Consider the following 11,284-nt stretch of genomic DNA (forward strand, 5'->3'; position numbering starts at 1 on the left):
GAAAGGCAAAAACAGGAGCGCAGTAATGGCGGATTATCAAAAATGGTTAGATCAATTCTCTGATTGGCTAAAAGATGTAAAAGAACACGAGGTGGATGACTTATCCAAGCGATTTTGGGAGGTGCAACGGGCATTAAAAGATTACACCAAGCAGACCTTTGATGATTACAGCTACTATTTAAAGCGTGACCTAGAACATTTGCTTGAAAACAAATCCTTCTATGATGAAGCGGCTTGGAGTGAGCTCAAAGCCAATATTTTATTCGAAATATCTCAATTAGAAGATAGAACGCAGCTTGAGTGGTCTGCCCTTTTAAAAGATTTTGAGCATCAAGGCATTTATAAAGAGGGCGAATGGATAGCATTGGGACAATTAGTGTGTAAGAATTGTGGCTATAAATTAGATGTTTATTATGCCATCAAGATCCCAGCGTGCAGTGAATGTGGGCATGGGGAATATACTAGAAAAGCATTAGCGCCCTAAAAAGTAGGCGCTTAGCTTGGTTGCCCTGAACTGAGCAGACCAACGTATGCGAACAATACAAAGAAGTTAGAATGACCAAATCCAAATTGTCGTCTGAAAAATCATTACAGGCAAGCCAGCTTGCACCATCGGTTTCGTTGAATCATATTGAAAATTGTATCCAAAATCCGTATCCAGAGGCACTTCCTTTTATTGGCCAACAGCGCGCTCAAACCGCATTAGACTTTGCTCTGGGTATGGAGTTACCAGGTTATAATGTCTATGTGATGGGTGAGGCGGCGTTAGGCCGTTTTACTATGGTAAAAGATAAATTAGAAGCGCACAGTAAAACAAAGCCAACGCCTAAGGAGTGGTTGTACGTTAATAATTACGACGACCACCGCGAGCCAATTGCACTATTTATGCAAGCAGGTGAGAGTAAGCAGCTTGAAGCTGATATAGACGCATTTATTGATGAAATCTTAGATACTTTTCCAGCCGCTTTTGACAATCCAGGTTATCAACGCAAGAAAAAGTCATTAGATAAAGAGTTTGAGCAAAAATACGATGCTGCGATCACTGCTGTTGAGCAGCAAGCTACCAATATGAGCGTGGCACTGATTGAAGACACAGGTACAGTGGGCTTTGCGCCTGTGGTCGAGGGTAAGCAACTCAGCGATACAGAGTTTTCGGCACTAGATGAGCACGTTCAAGCGCATTTCTTGACAGCGATAGAAACGTTAGAAGATGCGTTAATTGAATCTCTTATTGAGTTGCCAAGGTGGAAGCGTGAATCTTCAGAGCGATTGCGTAATCTTAAAAAGACCACCATTGAAATGGCGACCAAGCCACTTTTAAAAGCCCTTGAGCACAAGTATGCCGCACACATCGGTGTGCTGCGTTATCTCAAAGATCTCAAAGTTGAAATTGTCGACGCGGTACTAGACTGGTTAGATGACGACAGTAGTAATGATGAAAATAAAGATGACTTTGATTCAAAAGGGATGCTAACAGACTTTTTTGCCCCCAATATTTTGGTTGAATTTAAAGAAGACGATCCTGCTCCTGTTGTATACGAGCCAAACCCTACCTTTGGCAATATCTTTGGCAAGGTAGAATACGCAACGTCTCAGGGTAACCTGATCACCAGCTATCGCTCTATACAGGCTGGTGCCTTACATCGCGCTAATGGTGGCTATTTGATCATGGACGCGGAAAAAGTGTTGGCCAACGCGCAAGTATGGGATGGCCTCAAGCTCTCGCTAAAAACCCATCAAATTAAAAATGATTTACCATATCAAGATAACTCTGTTGGTAGCAGCTTTACCTTAAAGCCGCAGTTGATACCATTAGATGTAAAAATAATCCTGCTTGGCTCGCGAGATTTGTATTACACCATAGGTGAATACGATGAAGAGTTTGCAGAGCTATTTAGAGTATTGGCTGACTTTGATTACTATTTACCGAGTTCAGATAAAATGCAGTACCAATTCATCACTAAAGTGATGGAGTATTGTAATGAGACTTTGAAGATTGAACTGAGTTCTTCGGCGTTGGCACGAATGCTCAAGTTTAGTTATCGTCAAGCGGAGCATCATAGCAAGCTCTCTGCACGTTTTGCCGATGTTTTAGAGCTGGTGGCTGAAGCGAGTTTTTATGCTAAACAAGACGATGTCAATCAGATAGCTGCCAATCATATTGATGAGGCGATAGCTGGAAAAGAGTATCGTACAGGTCAGTTGAGTGAAAATATGCTCAGTGATATTCAAGAAGGACATACGTTAATTGCAACCGAAGGTACGGCTATCGGTAAGGTTAACGGGCTAACTGTACTGCATATTGGCGATACCGCATTTGGTACTCCCGCTCGTATTACGTCTACGGTATACGCTGGTGCAGATGGTGTTATTGATGTTGAACGTGAGGTAGATTTAGGTAAATCAATTCACTCAAAAGGGGTAATGTTACTGACGGGGTATCTAGGTAATAAATACGCGCAAGATTTTAGTTTAACGCTTAGTGCAAACATTGCCATTGAGCAAAACTATGGTTTTATCGATGGTGATAGTGCATCCCTTGCTGAACTTTGTGCGCTGCTATCGGCGGTGACGCAATTACCGGTCGATCAATCTCTGGCGCTAACTGGGTCTATTAACCAACACGGTGAAGTGCAAGCTATTGGTGGTGTCAACGAAAAAATCGAGGGCTTTTTTAAACTCTGCAAAATGCGCGGCCTAACCGGTAAGCAAGGGGTTATCATTCCTGAGTCAAATACAGTGAATTTAGTATTAGACGACGAAGTGATTGCCGCTGTGGAAAAAGGCTTATTCCATGTGTATGCCGTAGCTACTGTGGATGAAGCGCTTAGTTTGTTAATGAATAAAGCCGCAGGAGAGCTGAGTGAAGAAGGCTATCCTGAAGACAGTATCAATGCGGTTGCAATGGCGAAGCTAGAGCGTATTGCAAAAGTGGTAAACGGCGATGATGACAAAGGAGAAGAAAGCCATGACAACAACTAATATTATCCTTGTTATTATAGCGTTGGTCATTGCGGTAATGTTTTTTCGAGGTGGCCAAAAGCAAAAGCAACTTGCCCAGCTTAATCGGGTTCAAGCCATAGACTTTTTAAAAGAGAATGAGAAGCGTGCTGAAGTACATAAAACTGACTCAGGTCTTCAGTACGAAATCATTACGCAAACCGAAGGCGGCGAACAACCCAGTGCAACGAGCAAAGTGAAAGTGCACTATCATGGCACCTTACTTGATGGTTCCGTATTTGACAGTTCTGTTTTGCGTGACCAACCAATTAGCTTTGGACTTAATCAAGTGATCCCAGGGTGGACAGAAGGGGTGCAGCTGATGACAGAAGGGGATAAATATCGCTTTTGGATTAGCCCTGATTTAGGCTATGGTGACCGTGCTGCAGGTAAAATCGAACCCGGTTCATTATTGGTGTTTGAAGTCGAGTTATTAGCGGTAGAGTAATAAGGTTACAATCATAAAGGTATACGCATAGCACTGCGTATACCTGAGTTACTTAATGCGGCAATTATCTACCTTCACCAATCCAGTCTTTAAGCCAGACACCTGACTCTTTTAGTTGACTATCCACGAAGTTTTGATTGGCACACGTATTTCTTTTCCAAATAGCGCCGCTGCGAAAGTCATCAGAATAATTCCAGTTGGTCCAACTGATCTTTTTGCGCTTCATCAGATCGATATACTTTTGCGTACTAATTCGGTCATTGGAACCATCGCCGTCATAGTTTTGTGCGCCCCACTCACTAACAAATACAGGCAGCAGATCTGACGCCTTATCAAGGACTGAGCGATAACTGTCTTGGTGTGATGCTGCGTAAAAGTGAAAGGTATACATGATGTTATTGAATGGAACCGGAGCATTGAGCACATCTTCAACACTGCCGCCGCTAGAATGACCAAAGGTTGCCCAGCCATGAGTGCCAACAAGTACGATAGCATCTGATTGAATGGCACGGATCACAGGAATAATCTGTTCGCTATATTCACGTACCGCAGTCCATGTGACGTTATTAGGTTCGTTCGCGATATCATAGAGGATATTTTTACGGTGTTTGTTTGCTGTCACTATATCGGTGAAAAATCGCTTTGCAAGCTCAAGGTTAGCGTTTGGATCGCCAGGTGTAAGTTGGTGCCAGTCTACTAATACATACAAGCCACGTTGACTGGCCATATCAATCAGTTTATTCATTTCATCCGTGAACTTCTCTGGATTCGTAGCATATCCGCCTTCTTGCACGTACATGCTTAGGCGAATAATATCCGCTTGCCAGTCAACAGCAAGTGTGTCGAATGATAGATCTGTTAAGCATTTTCCCAGTCCATACCATTGCAGTCCATGACTACTCATACCGCGTAACTGAATTTTTTCTTGGCGCTCGTTACAAAGCCCAGTATCACAAACTGAAAGCTGTCCATGACGTTCAAAAGGCGTGATCCGAGTATTGCTATCACAACGCCCTAAGTATTGCCATGCCGAGCTGGTTCCTGGCTCTGACTGCGTCCACCAGTTGGCTTGATAGAGTTTATTTTGATGTTGCATTTTATCATTGGTATTGGCATGAGTTGGGGCTCCTTGCCAGTTTGTTTGTGGCCAGTCAGGGTAAGTATTGATACCATCACAAGTGATGGCTTGTGCCTGACTCATACCAAGGCCTACCGCCACAGCGGCTGCAGTTAAATTGATTGATTTCATTATAATGTCCTTTACATGTGTATTGTTGTTTTGCTGGCTGCTAGAAAGGCATTGATTATCTGAAGCTCCGATTATCTAGCCCAGCACACTCTAATCTAACTAAGAAAATATAGGTACGTCTTAGACTTTAGTCTGAACCTGATCGTAAAGTATTAAAATTGGATAGATATGTGTCAAAAAGAGTAACAGAGATAAAGTCGTTGCCAATTTAAGGTTTAGACGTGGAAATGAGACAGCTGGCTTATTTTCTTTGGGGCATTTGATAAAAAGCGCCTCGAATCATTATTTAATCTAAGGTCTGAATGGGGAATGCGATTTACCTGCATCATGTAGGCAAGGCGAGGTTATGCACCAACAGCGGTGAATTGATACTGAGCCCAACACCGTTAGCGCTAAAGCTCAAGTTACTTGGTTTTGCTCTGTGTGTAGCGACTCAATAGTATGCTGGCCACTTGCTGCTTCACGGCCCGTTTATCGGTAGGGTCGACATCAAAGCGTTTAGCTAATAGCATGATTTCGTCATCAGTTAGATTGAAAGATAACCGTTGCCTCGTTTTTTTAGATTTTACTTCTAAACCGAGGATCTTCCTTATCATATCCGATGGGGTTAGCTCTTCATCTATTGCTTGTTTTTTGATACTTTTTTGCACTTCAGTGGTTAAGTCAAAGGCCATCTGTGTGGCCCTTAATGCAACTTCCTGACGTTTCCACTTACTCTCTCTGTCAGTCACGAGTTGGCTCCAGGAAACAAATCTATAATATCGCTAAGTGGTCGGCACATGGTCAGTGATACATCCGTTTCACCACCATCCCAGACTTCGATGTTGATAGCATATTTTTCATCGCTTGAAATAAGCTCTATGACTTCACAGGCTTCACCATTTTCATCTTGATAGCGTGGTAAGGCGCGGTCACGATAATCGCTGTCATAAAAATAGCAAACATAGGGAGCTTCACTTTGCTGATAACTTTTTCCTAAAAATCGTTCCAACGGCTCAGGTGTGGCTTGGGTATTAATGTGAGTCAGCGACTCTTCATCAAAAATCCGTGCGAACTCATCAAGACTGAAAATCGCGTCGACATCTTCTCGTTGGATCTTGATTGAGAAGTTGGCGTACTCTTCACCATCGCTTTGTTCTATCTGTAAAAAAGTAACCTTGCCTGAATCACTTTCAAGCACAAATTCGTATTCGGCACTTCGTTCATATTGGTATGTTTGCACCCCAATCACTTTGAGTGTTTTGCCTTTTAGCCAACTTGGGTATGCAAATGAATCAATGATAGTGAGCATGTCTCCAACTTTTAGATCTTTGGCATGATCAAGTTGTCGCTCAGGTGTTTTTTTAGATTTAAAGAAACCAAACATGATGCACCTATAGGGTTATCAAAAATGATAAAAAGGAGGCTAGGCCTCCCTCCTTAAAAAATAGCAAGTTTACTTGTTTTGCTTCGCTCTAATGCGCTCAAGAATATCGTTGCTCTTTGGCGTAGAGCCAATTCCAGCTTCAGCCATTTTTGCTTTTAAATCAGCACCACTGGCAGCTGCTTCTAGCTCTTTCGCTGCGGCAAGTTGGTCTTGTCTATCTTGTTGGCGCTGCTTGATACGCTCAAGAGATTGACGGGCATTTACCATTGATGACTCATTGGTGTTTAGTGTGCTGTTCACTGCCATGGTCGCTTTTTGAACGCTGTCTGTGGTTTTAACCATAGTCAGTTGGCGTTGATTTTCCTTTATTGACTTTTCGGCTTCTTTAATTTGTTGCTTCAATAAGATTACATGTTTACTAAAGCCATCTAGCACTTGTTGGTGCTCTGCACGCTCATCTTCAAATTCGCTGATTTTTTCTGCTATTTCAACCGCAAGCGCTTCATTACCCTTTTCTAGTGCTTCACCTGCGTAGTTTTCATGTTCAATGATGCTGTCTTCAAGCGATGCGAGTTTGCGCTTAGTTTGCATTTCTTTAGCCATCACTTCCGTAAGGCTTTTCTTTGCTTTGGCTAACGCGTTTTTGGCATCTGCAATCTCTTGTTCGAAAATACGGATGCCGTTTGCATCAACAATTGATTCACCAACTTCTCTCGCACCACCACGGACCGCGGTAAATAATTTCTTTAAAATACTCATCTCACAACTCCAATACTAATCATTCAAATACATAGTCACAGCATCTAAAGCTTCAATGGCATTATCAGCTAAGGTGACAAGTTCGTGCGTGATTTCATCAATTGAGGAGGAAACAGCTAGAGCACCAAATATTGCATACTGCTCATCAATTTTAGCAAACGCACTCAGAGGAATAGGCACATTGAGTTTTAATAATGCTTCATTTAACTCGTTGAGCAACTCAGGTTTCACTTCATTTTCGTTGAACAAGTAACTAATACACACTAGTTGCTCTTCAGTCTGAGTTACAAAAATCGGTAATTCGTCATTTCCGTCAACAATCACTTGCAATACATCCTGCTCGCCCTCATTAGCGATTAGGAATGATTCGAAGTTAGCACCTTCAGTTTCAAATGATGCTAATTTGATTGATAGTTCATTTAATTCCATCTTCATTTACCTTTTCGTATTGACATATTATGTCTGAGTTAAGATTTGCACGTAAGACATATTATGTCAATGGTCGCGCGTTAATTTTTGTACAACTCATCTTCAGTTTGCCATGCTTGGCGATAATAATCATAGAGCTTTCCCGTCCCTAACTGATTGACTTCTATATCTTTTGCGTCATCAAAAAAGTGATTTGGAAATGCAAAAGTAGATAATAAATAATTTTTATTGATCCAATTACTTGCCACAGGCAACGTCGTGACAGTGCGAATTCTTTCACTTGCTGGTTGTCCTGCTCTAGTTGCAATTGTCCAACCCCACTGGCCAAATGAGGGAATATTTTGCTGATATTGTTCCACATGGGTGAAGCCTGCATGCTTTACGGTTTTAGCGATACTAATAAAAGCTTTTTTAGCATGGTAGGGTGAAGTTGATTGAATTGCCAAGGCGCCGTCTGGTGCGAGTAACTGACGCACATGGTTGTAAAAATAGTCGCTGTACAATTTGTTCAAATCAGGGTGGTTTGGATCGGGTAAATCAATAATGATAGTGTCAAACTGCCGCCCTTGATCGAGCATTTTTTCAACTTCTAAAAATGCGTCTGCAACAATGACAGTAGCTCGCGGATCGTTTAACGCCCCCTTGTTTAATGTAGTCAGTTTGGCTGTGATCTCTGGTTTTTGAGGAAACGGTTGATCCGCCAAGCCAAATAGCGACAGTAATTGCCCATCCAAATCTATCAAGGTGGCACTTTTTACGGGCCATTCTAATACATCGCGTAATGCGAGCCCGTCGCCACCGCCAATGATCAAGACATTTTCACGACGATTTGAAGCAAGCATGGCAGGGTAGACGAGCATGGTATGGTAGATTTGCTCATCCACAGACGAAAATTGCAGTCGGCCATTTAGGAATAAGTCATTAATGGGAGTCGGCTGTGTGCGACTCAAACGCTCGGTAATGACAACATGCTGATACTTGGTTGCTTCTGAGTAAATGACTTTGTCTTTGTACAAGACATTGCTTAGATCTTTCATCCAAATAGAGCCATTATTTAAGATGATAAAAAAGATCCCTAGTAACAGAAAATGACAGACAAAAAGTAGTTTAGATAGCTTTACATGGGCTTGATAGCGCCATAAAAAAATCAATCCAGCAATAATATTGAAAAGTGCTGTCCATGCCGCGGCTTGCATGATTGGCAGTGCCAGCATAATGGTCACCCATATCGCTGCACCAACGCCTGCCCCGATGTAGTCTGCGCCATAAATAGTACCAGCGTTATTTTCAAGAAAACGGCCATATACTTGCTGACGGATCCTCGCTATCAGTGGAATTTCCATGCCGATAAAAATACCTAAGATTAATCCAAATACATAGGGAAGAAATCGTGCAAAGTCTTGTAGTTGCTCAAACGGCATGCCATCAAGCAGGCTGTCTGTCGGCAAGCTGTAGATACTAGATAATGTATGGGGCAGCGTGTAGGTGAGCGCGATGACGCTGGCAATGATCAAAATACTACTCATTCCCAGCAGTGCGATTAAGCTTTCAAGCCAAGCAAAGGCTGTAAAAGGATCCTTGAACCAACGAGCTAAGAAAGCGCCAATACCCATGGCAACAATCATGGTGCCTATCATTGCATAAATTGCACTTTCGACAGAGCCTAAAACGCGTCCAGCATAGTGGGAGAGTAAGTATTCGTAAATAAGGCCGCAACCAGCCAAAATAGCCATTACGCCGATAAGTAATGTGTCGTGACCGAGCAACGACCAGTTGCCGGCCACCTTTGTTGAAGTTTGTGGTGCTGTTTCGCTCAAGAGTTAGGCACCTAGCAAACTTGCCATCGTTAAGCCAATCGCAAAAGAGAGTGCCGCTGAAATGGCTGCAACACCAACATTTTTTTGTCTATTTACTTCATCAGAAATATCTTTGCCAGCAAGGATGATTTTGATCATCACCAAGTGTAGAACAATAAAAAGCAGCACACTGCCAAGGGCACAAAGGCTCCAATATAGCAGGCTAGCATTGATATCGTCGGCAACATAAGGAGCGATACCCGAAGCTGCGGTAAGCGCCAAAGCAGAGCCGATTAAAAAGCCAGCGTAACGGATCCCCACAGCAACATTGTTGTCTTTAATTGCTTGCTGTAAGCAGTCGCCACTCTTGTTGGTGCGTTTGAATAGTTGTACACGATACTGAGTTACCAATAACATACAGATGTTCCCGATAACAAAAGCGGCAACGACGATGGGTAAGCCATACCATCCCTCAGTAAGCACCCATAACAAGGCTGAGCGTATCACAATGGCAACACTTACCACATGGCCAAAGTCGATAAGTGCAGCTGTGACGTTACCTTTGATGATCTCATCATGTAGGTCGACCTTTCGCAGCGCAACTTTGTCTTGAAAAAAGTGACCAAGTTTAATCAGTACGATCCCCACGATGCCATAACCTGCCATTTGAATCGCTTCTTGAGCAAGTGAACTGGCAAATGCGCCACTGGTTATGCCTGAGATAACGATAGCTAAACCAGTTAACCCAGCTGCAAAGCTCAAGCCAAAAGCAAAATTGTCTCTTTCTGTGATCTCGTCGTTGGCGTGGAGGTTAGACACCAAGCCTTTAATATATTTTAAGCTAACAAATAGCGCGACGATCACCGCCATATCTATTAGCAATGCTTGAAAAGTCCAAGCTGTTAATCCGTTAAATTGATACATGTGTTAACTCCGCTATATATGCGCTATTTGCCCCGGCTTACGCCGCGGGAGGTTCTACTTGAGCTATTGCGAATTGAGCCTGAACTGGAAGCTCTTGAATAGCTGCTTCGCGTAACCGACGAGGGGGTATTACTGCTTCGGCTTAGCCCTGATGCGCCAGCTTTTTTCTTCGCATAAGGACTAGTAAATTGTTTGCCTTGGCGTTGATAGGACTGCTTAGTGCGTTTCACTAATTCAGTTTGGCGTTTGTAGCTCTTATAGCTGGTATATCTGTGGCGACCATAGTCGCTGTAATAGCTATATCTTCGATGTTTACTCCAGCGGCCATATTCGACGTCGCCGACAATGTCGCCAAGCATGCGATAAACACCATACCACACCCAAAAGCTTGTTCCATTTGAGTCAGTTTGCCATTCACCATAGTTTGCATTACCGACAAGCTGGTTACCCACCGCTGCCTGACCATTGTTTGTTATGTGTTCTGCCTGTTGGCTGATAGCACCGACACGGGCTAATTTACCATCAGACATATCCGCTAACACATTGATAGGATCGGTTAGTGCATCATTAAACAGACTAATTGAGGCTGCCTCTTTTAACAGTATTGCTTGGTTAATGATATCGTCGCTGCTCATTGTCGGAGCTGGAGATTTAAGGGATTGATAACGAGTCAATAAACTCTGATAAAGTGTGCCACTGCTCGTTGCATCTTGTGCGATGATTTTAGCAATTTCACTAAGTTGAGGTTTTTGCTGAGCGAGTACTTTGCCATACTCAGTCAATAGGTTGGCATTTCTTAGCTGTTTTTTATCAAGCGCAGTACCCAACGTATTAATCGCTGTTGAGGCGTCTTGAAGTGTATGTGTGATGGTTTGCTGGAGGCGCTCTTCTTTTGATTCACAGCCTAGCAGAAAGCTCATTACACACAGCAGGCTAACTAATTGCCAAATTTTAAAGTTGGACATTCATGTCACCTAATCTACCTTGACCATTCGTGTTAATGTGCTGCCTTATTGCCTTTAAGTCAACTATTAAGCTTTATAATACCAAGCCCTAAATTGTAACAATAAGTCAGAGAGAGGGTTTTCTTAACTTATACTCCTAACATCAATATTGTCCAATTAAGCAGCTGATTATGACAAGCGCATGGCATTACAGTAAAACCTATCGTCATACAGACTCTATTGTTATAAGTATTATTGTTAATATGGCAAAAAAGCAGTAGTTATTAGATTATACCAATTTTCTTAATTAAGTGGTCTATTTTGAGGCGAGAAAATCTTGTCGATAACCAGGCAAAAATTTTGCTATTT

Annotated in this window: 11 protein-coding genes; 3 read left to right on the plus strand and 8 right to left on the minus strand. The window is 42.5% G+C overall.

Translation table 11 applies throughout. The features are described 5' to 3' along the window. The first annotated feature begins 25 nt into the window (after nucleotides 1-25). From D9603_RS01400 to D9603_RS01410, 3 genes are all read left to right on the plus strand, one after another. Nucleotides 26-484, plus strand: coding sequence for a hypothetical protein (locus D9603_RS01400; protein ID WP_125250872.1), 459 nt, complete (start codon nucleotides 26-28; stop codon nucleotides 482-484). Nucleotides 485-555: 71 nt separating this feature from the next. Then, nucleotides 556-2,982 (plus strand): ATP-binding protein, encoded by a 2,427-nt coding sequence (locus tag D9603_RS01405; RefSeq protein WP_128729769.1) that lies wholly within the window; start codon nucleotides 556-558, stop codon nucleotides 2,980-2,982. Continuing rightward, nucleotides 2,969-3,448, plus strand: a complete 480-nt coding sequence (locus tag D9603_RS01410) for an FKBP-type peptidyl-prolyl cis-trans isomerase (RefSeq protein ID WP_128729770.1) — start codon at nucleotides 2,969-2,971, stop codon at nucleotides 3,446-3,448. The genes D9603_RS01405 and D9603_RS01410 overlap by 14 nt, the downstream gene beginning before the upstream one ends. A 64-nt stretch (nucleotides 3,449-3,512) precedes the next feature. Here the strand turns inward: D9603_RS01410 and D9603_RS01415 are convergent, their stop codons facing one another. The 8 genes from D9603_RS01415 to D9603_RS01450 form a co-directional block, all read right to left on the minus strand. Further along, the gene (locus tag D9603_RS01415) at nucleotides 3,513-4,697 is read right to left on the minus strand and encodes a cellulase family glycosylhydrolase (RefSeq protein ID WP_128729771.1); all 1,185 of its coding nucleotides are present in this window, start codon (nucleotides 4,695-4,697) and stop codon (nucleotides 3,513-3,515) included. Between the two features lie 404 nt (nucleotides 4,698-5,101). Continuing rightward, nucleotides 5,102-5,428, minus strand: coding sequence for a hypothetical protein (locus D9603_RS01420; protein WP_125250868.1), 327 nt, complete (start codon nucleotides 5,426-5,428; stop codon nucleotides 5,102-5,104). Further along, nucleotides 5,425-6,063 carry a DUF4178 domain-containing protein gene (locus D9603_RS01425; RefSeq protein WP_128729772.1) on the minus strand — a complete coding sequence of 213 codons (639 nt, stop codon included), beginning with the start codon at nucleotides 6,061-6,063 and terminating at the stop codon, nucleotides 5,425-5,427. Before D9603_RS01425 ends, D9603_RS01420 begins: the two co-directional genes overlap by 4 nt. A 69-nt stretch (nucleotides 6,064-6,132) precedes the next feature. Further along, complete coding sequence (locus D9603_RS01430; protein ID WP_125250866.1) at nucleotides 6,133-6,822, minus strand: PspA/IM30 family protein; 690 nt, start codon at nucleotides 6,820-6,822, stop codon at nucleotides 6,133-6,135. A 15-nt stretch (nucleotides 6,823-6,837) separates the two neighbouring features. Further along, nucleotides 6,838-7,251, minus strand: a complete 414-nt coding sequence (locus D9603_RS01435; RefSeq protein WP_125250865.1) for a DUF2170 family protein — start codon at nucleotides 7,249-7,251, stop codon at nucleotides 6,838-6,840. A gap of 80 nt (nucleotides 7,252-7,331) precedes the next feature. After that, entirely contained in the window at nucleotides 7,332-9,068 is a 1,737-nt protein-coding gene (locus tag D9603_RS01440) for a polyamine aminopropyltransferase (protein WP_128729773.1), read from the minus strand. Between the two features lie 3 nt (nucleotides 9,069-9,071). Beyond that, nucleotides 9,072-9,971, minus strand: coding sequence for a DUF350 domain-containing protein (locus D9603_RS01445; RefSeq protein WP_125250863.1), 900 nt, complete (start codon nucleotides 9,969-9,971; stop codon nucleotides 9,072-9,074). Nucleotides 9,972-9,994: 23 nt separating this feature from the next. Beyond that, nucleotides 9,995-10,936, minus strand: a complete 942-nt coding sequence (locus D9603_RS01450) for a CHAD domain-containing protein (protein ID WP_128729774.1) — start codon at nucleotides 10,934-10,936, stop codon at nucleotides 9,995-9,997. Between the last annotated feature and the right edge of the window lie 348 nt (nucleotides 10,937-11,284).

The organism is Pseudoalteromonas sp. PS5, assembly GCF_004103255.1.
In the GTDB taxonomy this organism is placed as follows: Bacteria; Pseudomonadota; Gammaproteobacteria; order Enterobacterales; family Alteromonadaceae; genus Pseudoalteromonas; species Pseudoalteromonas peptidolytica.